General features: G+C 59.2%; 18 protein-coding genes. 11 read left to right on the top strand and 7 right to left on the bottom strand.

Features of this window, described 5'->3' with window-relative positions; translation table 11 throughout:
- Positions 1-20 precede the first annotated feature (20 nt).
- From ACP7BN_RS17520 to ACP7BN_RS17495, 6 genes are read left to right on the top strand one after another with little or no spacing between them, the layout of a single operon-like run.
- Positions 21-1,115: an ABC transporter ATP-binding protein gene (locus tag ACP7BN_RS17520; protein ID WP_426205419.1), complete on the top strand. Its 1,095-nt coding sequence runs from the start codon at positions 21-23 to the stop codon at positions 1,113-1,115.
- The gene (locus ACP7BN_RS17515) at positions 1,115-2,230 is read left to right on the top strand and encodes an ABC transporter ATP-binding protein (protein WP_426205418.1); all 1,116 of its coding nucleotides are present in this window, start codon (positions 1,115-1,117) and stop codon (positions 2,228-2,230) included. The genes ACP7BN_RS17520 and ACP7BN_RS17515 overlap by 1 nt, the downstream gene beginning before the upstream one ends.
- Complete coding sequence (locus ACP7BN_RS17510) at positions 2,227-3,093, top strand: carbohydrate ABC transporter permease (RefSeq protein ID WP_420648997.1); 867 nt, start codon at positions 2,227-2,229, stop codon at positions 3,091-3,093. Before ACP7BN_RS17515 ends, ACP7BN_RS17510 begins: the two co-directional genes overlap by 4 nt.
- Positions 3,094-3,102: 9 nt before the next feature.
- Positions 3,103-3,903, top strand: coding sequence for a carbohydrate ABC transporter permease (locus ACP7BN_RS17505; protein WP_426205417.1), 801 nt, complete (start codon positions 3,103-3,105; stop codon positions 3,901-3,903).
- Between the two features lie 10 nt (positions 3,904-3,913).
- Complete coding sequence (locus tag ACP7BN_RS17500) at positions 3,914-4,186, top strand: DUF2160 domain-containing protein (RefSeq protein ID WP_426205416.1); 273 nt, start codon at positions 3,914-3,916, stop codon at positions 4,184-4,186.
- A 47-nt stretch (positions 4,187-4,233) separates the two neighbouring features.
- Complete coding sequence (locus ACP7BN_RS17495) at positions 4,234-5,976, top strand: extracellular solute-binding protein (RefSeq protein WP_420648994.1); 1,743 nt, start codon at positions 4,234-4,236, stop codon at positions 5,974-5,976.
- Between the two features lie 43 nt (positions 5,977-6,019).
- Here ACP7BN_RS17495 and ACP7BN_RS17490 read toward each other — a convergent pair whose 3' ends face one another.
- The 6 genes from ACP7BN_RS17490 to ACP7BN_RS17465 all read right to left on the bottom strand — a co-directional run bounded on the left by ACP7BN_RS17490 (position 6,020) and on the right by ACP7BN_RS17465 (position 11,729).
- Positions 6,020-6,865: an alpha/beta fold hydrolase gene (locus ACP7BN_RS17490; protein WP_426205415.1), complete on the bottom strand. Its 846-nt coding sequence runs from the start codon at positions 6,863-6,865 to the stop codon at positions 6,020-6,022.
- Positions 6,866-6,894: 29 nt separating this feature from the next.
- Positions 6,895-7,848, bottom strand: a complete 954-nt coding sequence (locus ACP7BN_RS17485) for a class I SAM-dependent methyltransferase (RefSeq protein WP_426205414.1) — start codon at positions 7,846-7,848, stop codon at positions 6,895-6,897.
- Entirely contained in the window at positions 7,845-9,068 is a 1,224-nt protein-coding gene (locus tag ACP7BN_RS17480; protein ID WP_426205413.1) for a YcaO-like family protein, read from the bottom strand. The genes ACP7BN_RS17485 and ACP7BN_RS17480 overlap by 4 nt, the downstream gene beginning before the upstream one ends.
- 49 nt (positions 9,069-9,117) lie before the next feature.
- Positions 9,118-9,246 (bottom strand): hypothetical protein, encoded by a 129-nt coding sequence (locus ACP7BN_RS17475; protein ID WP_420648990.1) that lies wholly within the window; start codon positions 9,244-9,246, stop codon positions 9,118-9,120.
- A gap of 378 nt (positions 9,247-9,624) precedes the next feature.
- Positions 9,625-11,058: a heavy metal sensor histidine kinase gene (locus ACP7BN_RS17470; protein WP_426205412.1), complete on the bottom strand. Its 1,434-nt coding sequence runs from the start codon at positions 11,056-11,058 to the stop codon at positions 9,625-9,627.
- Positions 11,055-11,729 carry a heavy metal response regulator transcription factor gene (locus ACP7BN_RS17465; protein ID WP_426205411.1) on the bottom strand — a complete coding sequence of 225 codons (675 nt, stop codon included), beginning with the start codon at positions 11,727-11,729 and terminating at the stop codon, positions 11,055-11,057. Before ACP7BN_RS17465 ends, ACP7BN_RS17470 begins: the two co-directional genes overlap by 4 nt.
- 372 nt (positions 11,730-12,101) lie before the next feature.
- Between ACP7BN_RS17465 and ACP7BN_RS17460 the strand changes: the two genes are divergently transcribed.
- The 5 genes from ACP7BN_RS17460 (at position 12,102) to ACP7BN_RS17440 (ending at position 18,493) form a co-directional block, all read left to right on the top strand.
- Positions 12,102-13,373, top strand: a complete 1,272-nt coding sequence (locus ACP7BN_RS17460; protein WP_426205410.1) for a TolC family protein — start codon at positions 12,102-12,104, stop codon at positions 13,371-13,373.
- 48 nt (positions 13,374-13,421) lie between these two features.
- Positions 13,422-14,636, top strand: coding sequence for an efflux RND transporter periplasmic adaptor subunit (locus ACP7BN_RS17455; RefSeq protein ID WP_426205409.1), 1,215 nt, complete (start codon positions 13,422-13,424; stop codon positions 14,634-14,636).
- Positions 14,637-14,661: 25 nt separating this feature from the next.
- Entirely contained in the window at positions 14,662-17,808 is a 3,147-nt protein-coding gene (locus ACP7BN_RS17450; protein ID WP_426205408.1) for a CusA/CzcA family heavy metal efflux RND transporter, read from the top strand.
- 73 nt (positions 17,809-17,881) lie between these two features.
- The gene (locus ACP7BN_RS17445) at positions 17,882-18,082 is read left to right on the top strand and encodes a co-regulatory protein PtrA N-terminal domain-containing protein (protein WP_426205407.1); all 201 of its coding nucleotides are present in this window, start codon (positions 17,882-17,884) and stop codon (positions 18,080-18,082) included.
- 78 nt (positions 18,083-18,160) lie between these two features.
- Positions 18,161-18,493 (top strand): DUF2790 domain-containing protein, encoded by a 333-nt coding sequence (locus tag ACP7BN_RS17440; RefSeq protein WP_426205406.1) that lies wholly within the window; start codon positions 18,161-18,163, stop codon positions 18,491-18,493.
- A gap of 233 nt (positions 18,494-18,726) precedes the next feature.
- Here ACP7BN_RS17440 and ACP7BN_RS17435 read toward each other — a convergent pair whose 3' ends face one another.
- Positions 18,727-20,052, bottom strand: coding sequence for an OprD family porin (locus ACP7BN_RS17435; protein ID WP_426205405.1), 1,326 nt, complete (start codon positions 20,050-20,052; stop codon positions 18,727-18,729).
- Positions 20,053-20,068: the final 16 nt, after the last annotated feature.

The raw sequence follows: 20,068 nt of genomic DNA, 5'->3' as shown, positions 1-20,068 counted from the left end.
AATAATAAAAAGGCCGAGCCATGTCACTCACCCTGGAGCACGTCAGCCGCACCGTCGAAGGCCAGATCTGGATCGACGATGCCTGCCTGAAATTCGAACCCGGTTCGTTTAACGTTTTGCTCGGGCGCACGCTGTCCGGCAAGACCAGTCTGATGCGCCTGATGGCCGGGCTGGACAAGCCCGACAGCGGCCGCGTCCTGATGAACGGCGTCGACGTCACCCAACGTCCGGTGCGTTTGCGCAACGTGTCGATGGTGTATCAGCAGTTCATCAATTACCCGACCATGACCGTGTTCGAGAACATCGCCTCACCGTTGCGTCAGGCCGGGATTTCCAACGAACAGATCCATAGCAAAGTGCTGGAAACCGCGAAGATGCTGCGCATCGAGAAGTTTCTCCAGCGCTACCCGCTGGAACTCTCCGGCGGTCAGCAGCAGCGCACGGCGATGGCGCGGGCGCTGGTCAAGGACGCCGAGCTGATTCTGTTCGACGAGCCGCTGGTCAACCTTGACTACAAGCTGCGCGAAGAGCTGCGTCAGGAAATGCGCGAGCTGTTCAAGCTCCGGCACACCATCGCCATCTACGCCACCACCGAACCCAACGAAGCGCTGGCATTGGGCGGCACTACGACCATTCTTCACGAAGGCCGGGTGATCCAGAGCGGCGTCTCCACCGAGGTCTATCACCAGCCACAATCGGTTCTGGCGGCGGAGTTGTTTTCCGAGCCGCCGATCAACCTGATGCCGGGGCGGATTGCCGGTAACGAAGTGAGTTTCGCCAATTTCGTGCACTTCCCGTTGAACGTCGATCTGCGCCCGGTGGGCGAGGGCGAGTTCCGTTTTGGCGTGCGCCCGAGCCACATCTCGCTGGTGCCGAGCAACGACGATGATCTGGAACTGGCGGTAACCGTCGAAGTGGCCGAGATCAGCGGTTCGGAAACCTTCCTGCATGTGCGTAACGAGCATTTCCTGCTGGTGTTGCACCTGCCCGGCGTCCACGAATACGACGTCGACGCGCCGATTCGTATCTACATTCCCACCCATAAACTGTTTGTGTTCGATGCGCAGGGCCGTCTGGTGCAAGCACCGGGTCGGCGTATCGCGAGGGTCGCCTGATGGCCGAGATCCGTTTGCACCACCTCGCCCACAGCTACAGCAAAACCCCGGCGGGACCTGAGGATTACGCAATCCGCGAGATGGATCACATCTGGCAGCAGGGCGGCGCCTATGCCTTGCTCGGTCCTTCCGGTTGCGGCAAATCGACCTTGCTCAACATCATTTCCGGCCTGCTCAGTCCGTCCCAGGGCAAAGTCTTGTTCGACGGCAAAGAGGTCAACGACCTTACGCCGGAGAAGCGCAACATCGCGCAGGTTTTCCAGTTTCCGGTGGTCTACGACACCATGACCGTGTTCGATAACCTCGCATTCCCTCTGCGCAATCAGGGCATGGCCGAGGCAAAAGTGCACAGCAAGGTGCAGGAAATTGCCGAAGTCCTCGACTTGCAAAACCTGCTGAGCAAGAAGGCGAGCAACCTCACGGCCGACGAAAAGCAGAAAGTCTCCATGGGCCGTGGACTGGTGCGCGACGACGTATCGGCGATCCTGTTCGATGAGCCGTTGACGGTGATCGACCCGCACCTGAAGTGGAAACTGCGGCGCAAGCTCAAGCAGATCCACGAGCAGTTCAACATCACCATGGTCTACGTCACCCACGATCAACTGGAGGCCTCGACATTCGCCGACAAGATCGCGGTGATGTACGGCGGCCAGATCGTGCAGTTCGGCACGCCACGGGAATTGTTCGAGCGCCCGAGCCACACTTTTGTCGGCTATTTCATCGGCAGTCCCGGGATGAACCTGATCGAGGTGCAGCCGCAGCCGGGAGGCGTCGGTTTCAACTCGACCCATCTGCCACTGTCCGAAGGCTTGCAACGGCATATCGAGCACGGGCACTGGAAGAACCTCAAGGTCGGCATCCGTCCCGAGTTCATTCACGTATGGGACGAGCCGTTTGATGACGCGATGCAGGCACGGGTCGTACACGTCGAAGACCTCGGCACCTACAAGATCATGACCCTCGACCTCGATGGCGCGCCGCTGAAAGTACGTCTCGCCGAAGACAAACCGGTGCCGCAGAGCACGGCGTATATCAGCTTTCCGGCGCAGTGGCTGATGGTCTATGCCGATGAAGTCCTGCTCGATACCGCCGGCGACAACGAGGTGCTGTCATGAACAAAGTGCAGAACAACAAGGCCTGGTGGCTGGTGTTGCCGGTGTTCCTGCTGGTGGCATTCAGTGCCGTGATCCCGATGATGACCGTGGTCAACTATTCGGTGCAGGACATCTTTGATCAGTCGAGCCGCTACTTTGTCGGCGCCGATTGGTACAAGCAGGTGCTGCTCGACCCACGCCTGCATGATTCGCTGCTGCGCCAGTTCATCTACTCGGCGTGCGTGCTGCTGATCGAAATTCCGCTGGGTATTGGCATTGCCCTGACCATGCCGACCAAGGGCCGCTGGTCGTCGGTGGTGTTGATCGTGCTGGCGATTCCGCTGCTGATTCCGTGGAACGTGGTCGGCACGATCTGGCAGATCTTCGGCCGCGCCGATATCGGTTTGCTCGGGTCGAGCCTTAACGCGATGGGCATCAGCTACAACTACGCGGCCAACACCATGGACGCCTGGGTGACGGTGCTGGTGATGGACGTCTGGCACTGGACTTCATTGGTGGCGCTACTGTGTTTCTCCGGACTGCGCGCAATTCCCGACGTGTATTACCAGGCCGCGCGGATTGATCGGGCCTCGGCCTGGGCGGTGTTCCGCCACATTCAGTTGCCCAAGCTGAAAAGCGTGCTGCTGATCGCGGTGATGTTGCGCTTCATGGACAGTTTCATGATTTACACCGAGCCGTTCGTGCTCACCGGCGGCGGGCCGGGTAATGCCACGACCTTCTTGAGTCAGACCCTGACCCAGATGGCTGTAGGGCAATTCGACCTGGGGCCGGCGGCAGCATTCTCGCTGGTGTACTTCCTGATCATCCTGCTGGTTTCGTGGCTGTTCTACACCGCCATGACCCACAACGATGCCAACCGCTGAGGCCCGGCCATGAGCAAAAGAAAGCTTATTCCGTTGCTGATCTACATCCTGTTCCTGCTGGTGCCGATCTACTGGCTGCTGAACATGTCGTTCAAGAGCAATACCGAAATCCTCAGCGGTCTGACACTTTTCCCACAGGATTTCACGCTGGCGAACTACAAGGTGATCTTCACCGACCCGAGCTGGTACACCGGTTATCTCAACTCGCTGTACTACGTCAGTCTCAACACGATTATTTCACTGAGCGTGGCGTTGCCGGCGGCGTATGCGTTCTCGCGTTATCGCTTTCTCGGCGACAAGCACCTGTTCTTCTGGCTGCTGACCAACCGCATGGCGCCGCCGGCAGTGTTTCTGCTGCCGTTCTTTCAGCTGTATTCGTCGATTGGCTTGTTCGACACGCACATCGCCGTGGCACTTGCGCACTGCTTGTTCAACGTGCCGCTGGCGGTATGGATTCTTGAAGGCTTCATGTCCGGCGTACCCAAGGAAATCGACGAAACCGCCTATATCGACGGCTACAGTTTTCCCAAGTTTTTCGTGAAGATTTTCATCCCGCTGATCGGCTCCGGCATCGGGGTGACGGCGTTTTTCTGCTTCATGTTTTCCTGGGTCGAACTGTTGCTGGCGCGCACCCTGACTTCGGTGAATGCCAAGCCGATCGCGGCGGTAATGACGCGCACGGTCTCGGCGTCGGGTATCGACTGGGGTGTACTGGCGGCGGCGGGAGTGTTGACTATTCTCCCCGGCATGCTGGTGATCTGGTTTGTTCGCAACCACGTGGCCAAGGGCTTTGCCCTGGGCCGGGTCTGAGGATCTGATGATGGAATGGATGAGCTGGACCGTCCCCACGGCCATATTTTTCATTGTGATTGGTTTGATCCTGGTGGGCATGACCACTTGGGAACTGCGCTCGCCGAGCATTCTGCGGCGCGGATTTTTGCCGATTGCCACTACCCGTGGCGATCGCTTGTTTATCGGTCTTCTCGGCAGCGCCTACCTGCATTTGCTGGTAATCGGCGTCACCGACTGGAGCATCTGGGTAGCGTCCGCGTTGTCCCTGGTGTGGCTGTTGGCTGTGATGCGTTGGGGCTAGTCGAATCGCTCGGCAACTGTGCTCCACAACTTAAACAGGAGGTCTCTATGTTCGACAAAAACAATAAGCTGCGACATAGCATTTCATTGGCAGCCATGCTGGCACTCAGCGGTTTGAGCGCATCCGCGTGGGCCGATGCCTACGAAGATGCGGCGAAAAAATGGGTCGGCAGTGAATTCAAACCCTCGACCCTGACGGCCGAGCAACAGCTTGAGGAATTGAAGTGGTTCATCAAAGCTGCCGAGCCGTTTCGCGGGATGGAAATCAAGGTGGTTTCGGAAACCCTGACCACCCACGAATATGAATCCAAAGTGCTGGCCAAGGCCTTCACCGAAATCACCGGGATCAAGCTGACCCACGACCTGGTGCAAGAAGGCGATGTGGTGGAAAAACTGCAGACAGCGATGCAGTCGGACAAGACGATTTATGACGGCTGGGTCAACGATTCGGATTTGATCGGCACGCACTTTCGCTACGGCAAAACCGAGTCGATTACCGACCTGATGGCTAACGAGGGCAAGAATTTCACTTCTCCGACACTTGATCTCAAGGACTTTATCGGCATCTCGTTCACCACTGCGCCGGACGGCAAGATTTACCAATTGCCCGACCAGCAGTTCGCCAACCTGTACTGGTTCCGCGCCGACTGGTTCGAACGCGCGGACCTCAAGGCGAAGTTCAAGGAAAAGTACGGCTACGAATTGGGCGTGCCGGTGAACTGGTCGGCCTATGAAGACATCGCCAAATTCTTCAGCGAAGACGTCAAGGAAATCGACGGCAAACGCATCTACGGGCACATGGACTACGGCAAGAAAGATCCGTCGCTGGGCTGGCGCTTCACCGATGCCTGGTTCTCCATGGCCGGCGGCGGCGACAAAGGCTTGCCGAACGGCTTGCCGGTGGACGAGTGGGGTATTCGCGTCGAGGACTGCCATCCGGTCGGCTCCAGCGTGACCCGTGGCGGCGATACCAATGGCCCGGCGGCGGTGTTCGCGACCACCAAGTACGTCGACTGGATGAAAAAATACGCGCCACCGGAAGCGGCGGGCATGACCTTCTCCGAGTCCGGCCCGGTGCCGTCGCAAGGCAATATCGCCCAGCAGATTTTCTGGTACACCGCGTTCACCGCCGACATGACCAAACCGGGGTTGCCGGTGGTCAACGCCGACGGCACGCCGAAATGGCGCATGGCGCCGTCGCCGAAAGGCCCGTACTGGGAAGAGGGGATGAAGCTCGGTTATCAGGACGTGGGTTCGTGGACGTTCCTCAAATCGACGCCTGAAAAACAGAAACTTGCGGCCTGGCTGTACGCGCAGTTCGTGACCTCGAAAACCGTATCGCTGAAGAAAACCATCGTCGGCCTGACGCCGATTCGCGAGTCGGATATCAACTCGCAAGCCATGACCGACCTCGCGCCGAAACTCGGCGGTCTGGTCGAGTTCTACCGCAGCCCCGCGCGTGTGCAGTGGTCGCCGACCGGCACCAACGTGCCGGACTACCCACGTCTGGCGCAACTGTGGTGGAGCCACATCGCCGAAGCCGCCAGCGGCGACAAGACCCCGCAACAGGCACTCGACGGCCTGGCCAAGGATCAGGACGCGATCATGACCCGTCTGGAACGCTCTAAAGTGCAACCGACCTGCGGTCCGAAAATGAACCCCGAGCGCGACGCGCAATACTGGTTCGATCAACCAGGCGCACCAAAACCGAAACTGGCCAACGAGAAGCCAAAAGGCGAAACCGTGAGCTACAACGAACTCCTGAAATCGTGGGAGGCGGCGCGCAAGTAAGCGTTTTTTGTGGGACTGAACGGCACCGAGAGGTGCCGTTTTTTTAGCGCTCGATTTCACGTGTCAAGGCCCGGCGCACGGTTTTCAGGATGGCGGGTTCGAAGGCGTTATGCCCTGCGTGCAGCAACCGGCAATGGATGTTCATGCGCTCGCGCAACCAGCGCACGCTGGCCATGCCGTGGACGTCGCGGATGCCTTGAATGATCAGGGTGTTGTCGTTGAGGCTCAGGTCTTCGTCCTTCGCGGTGAAGAAGTAACCGTTCAAGTGATAGTGCAATTCGAGACGGATCGCGCGAACGGCATGTTCGTCGGCAAAGTCCTCGATGGTGCTGTCCTGGATGGTTTGCCCGGAGCGGCGCATGATCGCCTTCAACCATTCGATGGCGGCGTGGTGTTGTTGTGTCGGGCAGCCGTCGGTGAGTATCCGATAGAGCTCTTTGGCGCGCTTGTGCGCAGGCACCGAAGTGACTTCCGATAACTCCGCATCAAGCGCTTGATCGTATGCGCGGACGTTGGCCGGAAACGGTACAAACAGCGACACCAGCGTGGTTTTCAGCACCGCGTGCGGGTAGCGCTGTTGATACTGAATCGCCAGCCAACTGCCCCATGAGACACCCAGCACGCTGATTTTGTCGAAGCCGAAATGCTCGCGTAAGGCGTCGATGTCCTCGACGCAGAGGCCGGTGTTGTTATCCCGTAGTTCGCCCGCAGGCATTGATCGACCGCAGCCGCGCTGGTCGCTCAGGATGATGTCGAAGCAGCGCAAATCGAAGAATTGCAGATGATGCAGGCTGCAGCGACCGCCGGGCCCGCCATGCAGGAAAAACACCGGTTCGGCGCCAGGTGTTCCATGGCGTTCCCAGTAGAGTTGATGGCGGTCACTGGTCATGTAGCAGCCTCGACTGTGCGTTGAGCAGGTCATGTTGTTGGCACCGTCAGGCGATAGAACTGGAACAGTTCGGCTTGGCCAGAGCGCCCCGCGACGCACGACTGCAAGTGCAGATTGAGTGTCGCGGCCAGCCAGGACACGGCAATCAAGACCGGCGTATGGCCGAAGATCAGGATCGTGCCGCCAGGCCGCACGCAGTGGACCAGCGACTCGAATACGCACTGGGCTTGCCGGCGAGTCAGGACCTCGGCGTTCAGGAAACGCAGGATCAATACGTCGCAATGGATGCCTGCATCGGTGGCATCAGCCGCATCGAGGCAGCGAAAGTCGACGGGCAATGCCGCATGCTGCCGTCGCGCGTGCTCGATCATTGAAGCTGAACGATCAGAGGCGAGAAAGCGGCAGTCGGGCAGCGAACTTGCCAGGTGCGCAATGAATTCGCCAGTCGAGCAGGCCGGGTCATAAATCAATCTACCTGGCGTCACCAGTGTCCGCAGCAACGCAGCGCAATACTCGCGCAAATGGGCTTCGTCAGCGTTCAGTCCTGTGGCCAGCGCCTCGCTGCATTGCCAGAACCCGGGCGGGCAAACGGCCTCTTGGTCAACACGGTCAATCAATGCAAAGGGAAACTGAATCTCACTGCCAGGCGTGCCGCGTGCGGCATCCAGCGCCGCGATTTTTTCCGCTGGCGAGACCGTTTGAAAGTACATCGCCAGACCTTCATTTCCCCACTGCGACTCGACATGCGGCCCCAGCAACATCGAGGGTTTCAGCGCACTGCTCGAATGCCAACGACCGTTGTCCGCGCGTTGAAGAACTTTGCGGCCAACCCAGTCGCGACCCGCCACGCGCAGGAAAAACACCTGGTGTAGCCCGTTGGCCACAGGCTCGATATAGCAACTCAACACACCGGACTTGTTGATGTGGCTTGCCATGGACAGCCCCAGCGCACGCTCTCGAGCGTGATCGATTTCCACGTTCATCGGCGGTGCGCCTCTAGACGGCGACCGCGGACTTGCGGGATGACAACGTTGCCGCTGGACACCACAAAGAAGCGCTCAAGGCCCGGAATGACGACGTTGGCCAGCGTGGTACCCAGTTCGGTCTGCTTGAGAATGCAAACGCCTGGCGTGCGTCCGTGGTTGTGCAGATCGCGCAACAAGTAGTCAACCTGCTCGGCCAGGGACGCTTGTTCAACGGGATCGCGCAGTGTCACCTCGCGATGTGGGCACACATGCAGTAATGCATGCGGATCGAACCGTACGCAGCGCAGCAGTCGCGGGAAATGCACCAGATGCCGCTGTGCATTGCCCAAAGATTTTCGGTATTCGGTTTGCGTCGCAGCGAGATGCAGTTGCACCAGTTCGCTCAGCGCCCGCCATGCCGCGTGGCGGGCATCGAGTGAGCAACCGGTACCAAACACACGTGGCAGCGCGCCGGGTGCGCTGGAGAAGGCCAAAAAGGTTCGCGCCTTGAATTCGTTACTGATATCCAGCAATACGATAGAGCCGCCGATCTCTTGCTCGGCATCCGCCCATGAACGGCCGAGGCTGTCGCTCTGATCGAGGCGTGCCACCCGGCGTAGCGGCAAATGGTTCTGGTAGTAAAAGTGATTCAGCAGGAACAGCGAGAGCGCATCGCGTTCGATGCATTCATTGGCAGCGTGCAGTACCGCTTCGTAATAGCTCGCGCCGATCGCGGTGCCGCTGTTGCTGGCGTAGCGTTGCAGAGCACGGTAGTTGGTGGTGTCTCGGGTAAAGCGCTGCTGGATATACGCAGGCGAGGTAAGGGCCAGCGGATAGGAAAACTCGACTGTTTGTGCTGGACAGGTGTAGGTGCGACAAGCAATCCCACGGTTTTGCTGCCCGGCAACCAGACGCAGTACCGAGTCATCGGCAAACAGCGAGGTGTCGGAAAAATAGCGGCCTGTCTGATAGTGCGCATCGGCAGGGCGCAGGTCGTCGCTCCAATAATGTTCGAGGGTTTCGTAGAGTGCGCCGAGGCGCGCATGTTCGGCATAGCCTTTGCCTGCTCCGCGGGCCTGGCGACCATGGCTGTCGCGCAAGATCGCCTGTACGCAGACGACATTGCGGCCGAGTGTCCGGGTGGTCGAAGCAATGCCCAGCCGGAACAGCTCGGCATCGATACGCTGTTGTGCCTGATCCGCCGTCAGCTCGCGCTCGGCAATCCTTGTGTTGTCCATGATTCCCTTCCTGTAAAAGAAAACGGGGGCGTGAAGCCCCCGTTTTTTGTTACTCGGCGTCCAGTTCGGTGCGCTCTTCTTCAGTCAGTTGCAGCGCTTCGATCTGCTCCGGTGTCGGGGTTTGTTCCTCGTCGAGTTCAACGATCGGATTGGCGTTGGCGCTTCCCATGTAGCCCATGTGTGTTGCTCCTTTTCGGTTGGTTGGATGTGCTGTTTCAAGCACGAGCCAAATCTAAAGGCGCAGCGGAGCAACGGTCAAAAATGTCCAGACGTTTCAGTTTCGGGATTTTCAGCATGTCGAAATATGTACTGATAATCCGTGAATTGACGCTTGCGGGGTGCCCGGTTCGGGTGGCTCGAAGCCTGTCTGGCGCACGCTGCCGCGAGTAAACAGCGAATCCGGTTCAGCGACAAAAAAGCCCCCGCTGCATCGCGAGGATTAACTGCCGGCGCGGTTTTGGTTCCGAAGTGCGTAAGACATTTCAGCTGAGGGGGGCAGCAGAATCGCGCGAAGTCATTTGCACCTGAATCCGGACGGCGTATGCGATGATTTTTCCTATAGGGAGCGAGAGTTCTGCGCACAAAAATCGGCTTGTTCGTAGCCAGGAAACACCAGCGTGAACGCCGTGATCCCGCCCGGCACGCTTGCAACCTGTGCCTCTCCCTGATGTAGACTCATGATCGAGCGTACGATGGCCAAACCGAGGCCAGTACTGCCTTGAGTGCGCGAGCGACTGCTGTCGACCCGATAAAAACGGTCGAACAGATGCGGCAGATGTTCGGCTTCAATGCCTGCGCCGGGATTGCTCACCCTCAGTGAAATCTGCGTAGCGCTGCGTTCAATCACCAATGAGACAGCATGTCCGGCCGGGCAATGGCGCAAGGCGTTGGACAGCAGATTGGAAATCGCCCGCTGGATCATCAATCGATCCCCCCGTACCGATGCGCTGCCCTGCACATTCAGGCTGATGTGCTTGTCTTGTGCCGACAGCGAAAACAGTTCTGCGACCTTCAATGCTTCCACTTCCAGTGCGACCGGCTCAAAGCTTGCGAGCGCCATCGGCTGACTGACCTGCGCCAGAAACAGCATGTCGGAAACGATCCGCGCGACGCGCTCCAACTCCTCGATGCACGACACCAGCACGTCTTTGTACTCATCCAGTGTGCGCTCGCGCGACAGCGTCACCTGCGCCTTGCCCATCAGGTTGTTGATCGGCGAGCGCAGTTCGTGGGCGAGGTCGTCGGAGAACTGCGACAACTGCTGCACGCCGCTGTCGAGGCGATCGAGCATAAAGTTGATACCGCGTGCCAGCTCGCTCAACTCTTGCGGCATGTTCACCATCGATAGCCGATGATCCAGATCCTGCGTGGTCACCCGCGCCGCCACTTTGCGAAATTCGCGCAACGGCGCCAGCCCGCGCTGCACCGCGCCCCACGCACTCAGGCCGATGAAGATCAGCAGTAACGGCAAAGCAATCAGCGTCGAGCGCAGATAGGCACTGAGCAGTGCCTGATCATGAGCGTTGTCGGTGGATAACAGCACCGCGACGCGGCTGCCGTTCTTGATGGCGATCAGCCTTGAGGCAGTGAGGAATTTTGCGCCCTCGGCATCGGTGCTGCTGGTGTAAAGCAGTTGCTCGGAGGAGGCGCGCGCCGCTTTCAGTTCCAGGCGCGGATCGGCCATGCCGGAGCCGGATTTGAGCAGCGGCGTGCGCAATTTGTGCTGGTCATAAATGGTCAGTGTCAGGTTGTCGTGGCCCATCACCTGATCGAGCAAAATATGCGGTTTCGCACTGATTTCGCCGACGTCGGTGTACAGCGACAGGCTGTGTTCGACCTGCTCCATTTTCTTTTGCAGGCTGTCTCTGGAGAGCGCATTCAATTCATGGGTCAGGGCGAAATACGCCAGGATCGCGAGGAACACCACCAGCAGCGCCCCAAGAATACTCACCGTCAAACCCAGGCGCAGCGACAGACTGGCCGGCTTCATTCTCGCGCCTCCAGCACATAACCGACGCCGCGCAGGGTGTGGATCAATTTGCTGTCGAACGGGTCATCGATCTTCGCTCGCAAACGGCGGATCGACACTTCGACCACGTTGGTGTCGCAGTCGAAGTTCATGTCCCATACCAGCGAAATGATCTGAGTGCGCGTCAACACTTCCCCGGATTGGCGCATCAATAGATGCAGCAGGGCGAATTCCTTGGTGGTCAGGTCGATGCGCTGCTCGCCGCGAAAGGCGCGGTGGCGTCCAGGATCGAGTTCCAGATCGGCGACTTTCAAGACTTGCGGCTGCGGAATGTTTTCGCTGCGACGCATCAGGCTGCGCACCCGCGCGAGCAATTCGGGAAACTCGAAGGGTTTGACCAGATAGTCGTCGGCGCCCAGATCCAGGCCACGAATCTTGTCGGCCAGCCGCCCGCGCGCGGTGAGCATCATCACCCGTGTGGAGCGCGTGCGGCGTAGTTGCTCAAGCACATCCCAGCCATCCAGCTCTGGCAAATTCACATCAAGGATCACCAGGTCATAAACCTGCTGTTGCGCCAGATGCAGTCCATCGGCGCCGGTGGCTGCACGGTCGACGATATAACCACTTTCGGTCAGACCCTGATGCAAATACTCGGCAGTTTTAAGCTCGTCCTCGACGACAAGGATTCGCATGATCAATCACCACTTTTATTTAATGGATCAGTAATTAAGGTGGTCGGGAAAGTTATTGTTTTTGTATGGGCTTCCGAACGGTTTAGTTCTGTTGTCCTACAGCTGTTTCTCCGGTAACAGGCGCGCAAGGTAAAGGCTGTAGTGGCTACAGAGTCAACAGAAGAGTCAACAGAACTGCCGTTAAATCAGCGCTCTGCGACTATCCATTTGTTTCTTCGTATTGCCAAATGCTCGACAAACTCTGCGCATGCTAGTGCAAAACAGTTCGCTGCAACTCTGGATAACGGATTTGTAATGTTGCAGTCACCTTGTCGATAAGTTGCAAACTCTACCGTGGCGGCAATCGAATCCTGATTTAAAGGAAATACGCCATTGCCCGGTTTAATAGAACTGACGGCGCGCTCACGCCTGAAAAAAACGCGGCAGGTGATAACTGTCGCCTGCCTGTTAATGCTGACCGGCCCGACCGCTGCGTCAGGCGCCACATTGACCCTTGATCAGGCGTTGCAAACGGCCTTCGCCGGCAACCCGGATCTGGCGGCGGTGCAGTGGGAGATCGGCATCGCTGAGGGTGATCGGCGTCAGGCCGGTTTGATCCCCAATCCCGAGGTGTCCTGGGAAGCCGAGGACACTCGCCGCGAATCGCGCACCACCACGGTAATGCTCAGCCAGCCGCTTGAACTGGGCGGCAAGCGCGGTGCGCGCATCGATGTCGCCAGCCGTGCGCAGGATGCCGCCGGGATTGAACTGGAGCGCAAGCGCAATGGCTTGCGCGCGGATGTGATTCAAGCGTTTTCCAGCGTGCAAACCGCTGAGCAGCGCCTGCAATTGTCCCGTCAATCATTAGCATTGACCGAGCACAGTTTGCGCGTGGCGCAAGGGCGGATCACCGCGGGAAAATCCTCACCAGTCGAAGGCACGCGGGCGCAAGTGCAACTGTCCGAGGTGCGTCTGGAGTTGAGCCGGGCCGAGCGCGATCAGGCCAACGCCTATCAGCAATTGGCACAGGTCATGGGCGCGCCATTAGCGGTGTCGACCGTTGTGCCGAGCGCCACGCAAAGCCTTCCGGCTGCACCGTCCTCGACCACCTTGCTGGAACGTCTGAACCAAACCGCCGACCTTCGTCTGGCGGCGTTGCAGATTGATCAGCGCGAGGCTTCGTTGGGACTGGAAAAGGCCCAGCGGATTCCAGATCTGACGGTAAGCGTCGGCAGCCAGTACAGCGAGCTGGAGCGCGAGCGAGTCAACGTGGTCGGCTTGTCGATGCCGATTCCGTTGTTCAACCGCAATCAGGGCAACGTTCTGGCCGCCGCCCGACGCAGCGATCAGGCGCGCGATCTGCGCAACGCCACCGAGCTGCGCCTGCGCACTGAAATCCAGACCGCGCTGGCGCAGTGGCAGACCGCCAATGGCGAGGCCAGTGCATTCAACCAGACCGTGTTGCCGGCCGCGCAGAGTGCCGTCGACAGTGCAACGCGCGGTTTCGAAATGGGCAAGTTCGGCTTTCTCGATGTGCTCGACGCCCAACGCACCTTGATCAGCGCGCGCACCCAATACATCCAGGCCGTCGCCGAAGCGACCGACGCCCGCGTGCGCATCGAACGCATCTTCGGTGACCTCGGCGCATTCGGCGTCAGCCCCTGAATCTCACTTTCAAAGCACTGCGCGCTGGCCTGACGCAGAGGAGTTTGCATGGACAAAAAACTGATAGTGGTCGCTGTGGCGACTTTGGCGCTGGGTATTGGCATTGGCTCGACGTGGATGGGCGATTCAGCGCATTCCTCCAACGACGCGCATGCCGATGAAGCGGCGGAGCACGCCGATCACGCCGACGAACACGCAGCGCAGAGCGCAGAGCATGCTGAAGGCGAAAGTGAAGAAGGGCATCTGACGTTGACTGACGAGCAGATTGCGGCGGCCGGTATTGGCCTCGCGCAAGCGCGGGCGCAGAACATCAGCCTGGCGTTGCCGTTCCCGGCCGAAGTGCGCTTTGACGAAGATCGCACCGCGCACGTGGTGCCTCGGGTGCCGGGGGTGGTTGAGTCGGTGGCGGTCAATCTCGGGCAATCGGTGAAAAAGGGCCAGTTGCTGGCGGTGATCGCCAGTCAGCAGATCTCCGATCAACGCAGCGAACAGGCTGCCGCGCAGCGTCGATTGGTACTGGCGCGCACGACTTATGAGCGCGAGAAAACCTTGTGGCAGGACAAGATCTCCGCCGAACAGGATTTCCTTCAGGCGCGCCAAGCGTTGGAGGAAGCAGAAATTGCTTTGAACAACGCTCGGCAGAAAAACGGCGTACTCAGTGGCAGCACGGCCGCCAATGGCGGCAATCGTTATGAACTGCGCGCGCCATTCGACGGCGTGGTGGTGGAAAAACACCTGACGCCGGGGGAGGTGGTTGATGAAACCAGTGCCGCGTTCACGCTCTCCGATCTTTCGCGCGTTTGGGTGACGTTTGGCGTTTCACCCAAGGATTTGAATCGGGTCCAGGTGGGCAAACCGGTGACGATCAGCGCGGCTGAGCTCAATGCCGAAGTCGAGGGCACGGTGGCTTACGTCGGCAGCCTGCTGGGTGAGCAGACGCGCACTGCGACAGTTCGCGTGACCCTCGCCAACCCGCAAGGCGCGTGGCGTCCGGGCTTGTTTGTGACTGCGCTGGTCGCCACCGACAGCCGTCAGGTAAAGGTCGCGGTGCCCGAAGCCGCGATCCAGACCGTCGAGGACAAACCCACGGTGTTCGTGCGCACCGCCGACGGCTTCAAGACGCAAGTGGTGACGCTCGGCAATCGTGCGGGCGGTCAGGTGGAAATCACTCAGGGGCTGGATGCCGGCGTGCAAATCGCCAGCGCCGGCAGCTTCGTTCTCAAATCGGAACTGGGCAAGGCCTCGGCCGAGCATTCCCATTGATCCGCCCCTCGACGAGAAGAGTCTCATGTTCGAACGCCTGATCCAGTTTGCCATCGAGCAGCGCATCATCGTGCTGCTCGCCGTTTTGCTCATGGCCGGCCTCGGCATCGCCAGCTATCAAAAGCTGCCGATCGACGCCGTGCCGGATATCACCAACGTCCAGGTGCAAATCAACACCGGCGCCGCCGGGTTCTCGCCGCTGGAAACCGAGCAGCGCATTACCTTTCCGATCGAAACCGCGATGGCCGGTTTGCCTGCGCTGGAACAGACCCGCTCGCTGTCGCGTTCGGGACTGTCGCAGGTCACGGTGATTTTCAAGGACGGCACCGACCTGTTCTTCGCCCGGCAGTTGGTCAACGAACGTTTGCAGACCGCCAAGGAGCAACTGCCCGAAGGCGTAGACGCGGTGATGGGGCCGATTTCCACCGGCCTCGGCGAGATTTTCCTGTGGACGGTGGAAGCGCAAGCGGGTGCGCTGAAGGATGACGGCACGCCTTATACGCCGACCGATCTGCGGGTGATTCAGGACTGGATCATCAAGCCGCAACTGCGCAACGTCGCCGGTGTGGCCGAGATCAATACCATCGGCGGGTTTGCCAAGGAATATCAGATCGCGCCCGATCCGAAAAAACTCGCCGCTTACAAACTGACCCTCACCGATCTGGTGACTGCGCTGGAACGCAACAACGCCAACGTCGGCGCCGGTTACATCGAGCGCAGCGGCGAGCAGTTGTTGATTCGCGCGCCGGGCCAGGTCGCCAGCACCGAGGACATCGCCAACATCGTCATGGCCAATGTCGATGGCACGCCGATCCGGATACGTAATGTCGCCACCGTCGACATCGGCCGCGAACTGCGTAGCGGCGCTGCCACTGAAAATGGGCGGGAAGTGGTGCTCGGCACGGTGTTCATGTTGATCGGCGAAAACAGCCGTACTGTCTCGCAAGCCGTTGCAAACAAACTTGAGCAGATCAACCGCTCGTTGCCCCAAGGCGTGGTCGCGGTGCCGGTTTACGACCGCACGCATCTGGTGGACAAAGCCATCGCCACGGTGAAAAAGAACCTGATCGAAGGCGCGATTCTGGTGATCGCGATCCTGTTCCTGTTCCTCGGCAACATCCGCGCGGCGCTGATTACGGCGATGGTGATTCCGCTGTCGATGCTGTTCACCTTCACCGGCATGTTCACCAACAAGGTCAGCGCCAACCTGATGAGCCTCGGCGCGCTGGACTTCGGCATTATCGTCGATGGCGCGGTGGTGATCGTCGAAAACACCTTGCGCAGGCTGGCTCATGCGCAGCAGAAATACGGGCGTTTGCTGACTCGCTCCGAGCGCTTCCATGAAGTGTTCGCAGCGGCCAAAGAGGCGCGGCGGCCGCTGATTTTTGGCCAGTTGATCATCATGGTCGTCTACCTGCCGATCTTTGCCCTCAGTGGTGTCGAAGGGAAAATGTTTCACCCGATGGCCTTCACCGTGGTCATCGCGTTGCTTGGCGCGATGCTGCTGTCGGTGACCTTTGTGCCGGCGGCGATTGCGTTGTTTGTCACCGGCAAAGTCCAGGAGAAAGAGGGCGTGGTGATGCGCGGTGCGCGTCAGTTGTACGCTCCGGCGTTGAGCTGGGTCATGGGTCACAAACGTCTGGCAGTAGCGGCAGCACTAGTCGTGGTGGTGCTCAGTGGTGCAGTGGCCAGCCGCATGGGCAGCGAGTTTGTGCCGAGTCTCAGTGAAGGCGATTTCGCCCTGCAAGCTTTGCGTGTGCCGGGCACCAGCCTGACGCAATCGGTGGACATGCAGCAGCGTCTGGAAACCGTGATTCTCAACAAAGTACCGGAAGTCGAGCGCGTATTCGCTCGCACCGGCACCGCCGAAATCGCCTCCGATCCGATGCCGCCGAACATCTCCGACAGCTACGTGATGCTCAAGCCAAAAGATCAGTGGCCGGATCCAGACAAGTCGCGCGAAACGCTGATGGCCGAGTTGCAGGCAGCGGCGGCGACGTTGCCGGGCAGCAACTACGAACTGTCGCAGCCGATCCAGTTGCGCTTCAACGAACTGATCTCCGGGGTGCGCAGTGATGTGGCGGTGAAGGTGTTTGGTGACGATATGGCTGTGCTCAATGCCACGGCTGCCAAGATCGCTACGGCGATGCAAAAGGTCAATGGTGCCTCTGAGGTCAAGGTCGAGCAGACCACCGGGTTGCCAGTGCTGACCATCAACATTGATCGCGACAAGGCTGCGCGTTACGGGCTCAACGTTGGTGATGTACAGGACACGATTGCCGTCGCGGTCGGTGGGCGTCAGGCCGGTACGTTGTATGAAGGCGACCGCCGCTTCGACATGGTGGTGCGTTTGTCCGATGCGATGCGCAAGGATATTGACGGACTGTCGGCGTTATTGATTCCAGTGCCGGCTATTAATGGTGCGGCCAATCAGATCGGGTTTATCGCGTTGAATGAAGTCGCCAGCCTCGACCTGGTGCTGGGGCCGAATCAGGTCAGCCGCGAAAACGGCAAGCGCCTGGTGATCGTCAGCGCCAACGTGCGTGGGCGTGACATCGGCTCTTTCGTCAGCGAGGCCGGCACCACGATTGAGCGCGATGTGCAGATCCCGGCCGGTTACTGGATCAACTGGGGCGGGCAGTTCGAGCAATTGCAATCGGCGGCCAAGCGCTTGCAGATCGTGGTGCCGGTGGCGTTGCTGCTGGTGTTCGGGCTGCTGTTCATGATGTTCAACAACCTCAAGGACGGCTTGCTGGTGTTTACCGGAATCCCGTTTGCATTGACCGGTGGCGTCATGGCGCTGTGGCTGCGCGATATTCCGTTGTCGATTTCGGCGGGTGTAGGGTTTATCGCGCTGTCCGGGGTGGCGGTGCTCAACGGGTTGGTGATGATTGCCTTCATTCGCAATCTGCGCGAGGAGGGGCGTTCGCTGTCTGACGCGATCAACGAAGGCGCGCTGACACGTTTGCGCCCGGTGCTGATGACCGCGCTGGTGGCGTCCCTGGGCTTTATCCCGATGGCGCTGGCGACCGGCACCGGTGCGGAGGTGCAGCGTCCGTTGGCGACGGTCGTGATCGGCGGAATCCTGTCCTCGACCATCCTCACGCTGCTGATATTGCCGGCGCTGTACCAGCTTGCGCATCGGCGGGATGAGGAGATAACGGATATGTAATTTCCCCGCCACCGTCACGATAGGTTCGGATTGTTACCTTGATCCCGTCAGTTACTTAAACGAGGAATCAAACATGAAACTCGCACAAATCAGTACTTTTGCCGCAGCGCTGCTGATGTCTTCCGTGGCCTTGGCTGAGGGCGGCGGCGACCGCACCTTCGAGAAGATGATGACCGCCAATGACCGCTCGGTGGAGCTGTTTGTCGCCCGAGAGCAGGCGCGTGATCCGGTCGTCGTCCACGAGAAAAAGGACGAGAAGACTCAAGACTTGTAAGCGTGTCGCATCTGAACCAGCCCGTCATCGCGCATCGATGCCGGGCTTTTTTATGAGCCGGATTTGCAGGAGATGGATATGAACGTGTTTAAGTTGATGATCGCCGCAGGCGTAGTTGCAGTGTCGCTGAACGTGTCCGCTGAGGGCGGCGGCGACCGGACGTTTGAACGCGCCTTCAGCGCCAACGCCAAAGCCATGCAGCAATACGCCGCCAGCCAGGGTAAACCGGCGCCGGAGGTGAAGGAATACGAATACGGGATGCAGCTGGATGTAGTGGAAGTGGTCAGCGTCGTGCGGCCGAAAGCTGCGTGCGCTGTGGTGCCGACGGCGATGACTTACGAGGATTCCAAGGGGCGGCTGAATACCGTCAGGTATAGCGTGGCGGGGGATTGTCGTAAGCGTGGCGGCTAATACTGCGCCCCCCAAATGTAGGAGCTGCCGAAGGCTGCGATCTTTTGATCTTTCTCTTCAAGTCCATCATGCTCAGGCCATCCGATAACGGACCAAGCCCTCAGCAGCGCCTACGACTTTGCGCAAAGTGCTAAAAACCGAGCAAAAAAAAGCGCCCCGAAGGACGCCGAAAGATTCACCTCTTACCAAAGGAGCAAGGAGCTTCTAAAGGTGAATTTGCATCTACCGTTCAATCAAAGAATCGCCAACGGATACTCGACAATCACCCGCACTTCATCCAGATCCGACTCGAATGCCGTGGCGCGCGTATTGGCCTGACGTAGCCGCAGCGACATGTCTTTGAGCGATCCACTCTGCACCACATATTTCACCTCGATATCACGCTCCCAGCGCTTCTGATCGGTCAGCGGATTACCCTCGGCATCGCGGCGCATGTACACCGAGTTGGCGTTGGAATAGTCAGCGTCGGTGCCACGCGCGTAGCGGGTCATGAACGACAGACCGGGCACGCCGTAAGTGCTCATGTCGAGGTCGTAGCGCACCATCCATGAACGCTCCTTGGGCGAGTTGAAATCGCTGTACTGGATGGAGTTGTCGAGGAAGATCGAGTCGGACTGGCGCAGATAATCGAAGTCGTCGTTGCCGTTGTTGCGCTGATGCGACAAGGCCACGGAGTGCGCGCCGAGTTTCACGCCGACGCGACCACTCCAGATGTTGTTGTCAAATTTGCCGAGCAGTTGTTTGCCTTCATCGACTGCCTTGTAATAGTTCAGACCACCGAACAGCGACAGGTCGTCCGCCAGCGGATAGGTCCAGGCGGCGCCGGCGTAGTACTGATTCCATGCGTCTTTGAGTCGGCTGGAATACAGGCTGAAGCTGAGGTGCTTGTTCAGGACATAGTCGCCGCCGCCGTAGGCGATCCAAGGCGAGTTGACCGGGCCGGCGTAGAAAGTTGCGAAGTTCTCGCGCATGTCGCTGGACACCGGCTGGCTCATTGCATGCAAGCGGCCGCCCTGAATCGACAGGCCTTCGATACTGGTGTTGGTCGCCGTCACACCGCGAAAGCTTTCAGGCAACAATCGCGAGTCACCTGCTGCGACCACCGGGTTGGCCGGGAACACATCGCCGACCTTCACCACGGTATCGAAGGCACGCACCTTGGCGGCACCGCCGACCTTGGTGTATTCGTCACGCGCCTGGCCTTTACTGTTGACCGGCAGTACATCGAACGAACTGCGCCCACCGTTGCGCCCGTCACCGGTATCAAGTTTGAGGCCGATCATCGCAAAGGCATCGACCCCGACGCCGACGGTGCCTTGGGTAAATCCGGATTCGAACTTGCCGATGACGCCGTGGGACCAGGCTTCGGAATAACCGTTGCCCGTGGGGCTGGATTGACCGCTGCGGTGATCACGGTTGAAGTAGTAATTGCGGTTAAGCACGGTCAGGCTGCTGCCTTCGACAAAGCCTTCGGCCTTATCCTCGGCCAGCACCATGGACGGCCCTGACCCAACCACCACGGCCAGCGCGGCCATCGATATTTTTGTGTTGTTAAGCATCCATCACTCCTTGGGT

Origin of the sequence: Pseudomonas sp. TWP3-1 (assembly GCF_049896625.1) — a bacterium.
Taxonomy (GTDB): domain Bacteria; phylum Pseudomonadota; class Gammaproteobacteria; order Pseudomonadales; family Pseudomonadaceae; genus Aquipseudomonas.
Note: the sequence above shows the minus strand (reverse complement) of the source record. Positions and strands in the feature narration are given on the sequence as shown.